The following is a 557-nucleotide window of genomic DNA, read 5'->3' on the forward strand; positions in this document are numbered from 1 at the left end:
TATAAGAGACAGGTAGTGGCGGGCGAGGGTGCGCGGGGAGGTGCGGATGCGGTTCACGACGGTCGACGCCATGGCGGGGACGCGGGCCATTGGTCCCGTATGCCCAAGTCCGGACGCGGATATGCGAGCGGGTTGGTGACTCTCGTACGGGTGCTCGGTGGCTGACAATGGGCGTGTGCTGGAGATGACGCGCGAGGAGTTCGAGGAACTGGTCGCCGAGGCGTTGGACCGGATTCCGCCGGAGCTGACACGGCTGATGGACAACGTGGCGGTGTTCGTCGAGGACGAGCCGCCCGCCGAGGACCCCGGGCTGCTCGGGCTGTACGAGGGCACTCCGTTGACGGACCGGGGGGAGTGGTACGCCGGTGTGCTGCCGGACCGGATTACGGTCTATCGGGGGCCGACGCTGCGGATGTGCGACACCCGGGAGGACGTGGTCGCGGAGACCGAGGTGACGGTGGTGCACGAGATCGCGCATCACTTCGGGATCGACGACGCGCGCCTGCACGCGCTGGGTTACGGGTAGGGGCGCGGGGCGGGCGCGTGTCCTCTTGTGG

Annotated in this window: 1 protein-coding gene; it reads left to right on the forward strand. The window is 68.8% G+C overall.

Annotation, left to right across the window (positions count from 1 at the left end; genetic code table 11):
• Nucleotides 1–175 precede the first annotated feature (175 nt).
• A complete protein-coding gene (locus GRC12_RS44945) occupies nucleotides 176–526 on the forward strand; it encodes a metallopeptidase family protein (RefSeq protein ID WP_133049031.1) in 351 nt (116 codons plus the stop codon).
• The last annotated feature ends 31 nt before the right edge of the window (nucleotides 527–557 follow it).

It is taken from the genome of Streptomyces griseorubiginosus (genome assembly GCF_017614965.1).
Classification (GTDB): Bacteria; Actinomycetota; Actinomycetes; order Streptomycetales; family Streptomycetaceae; genus Streptomyces; species Streptomyces griseorubiginosus_B.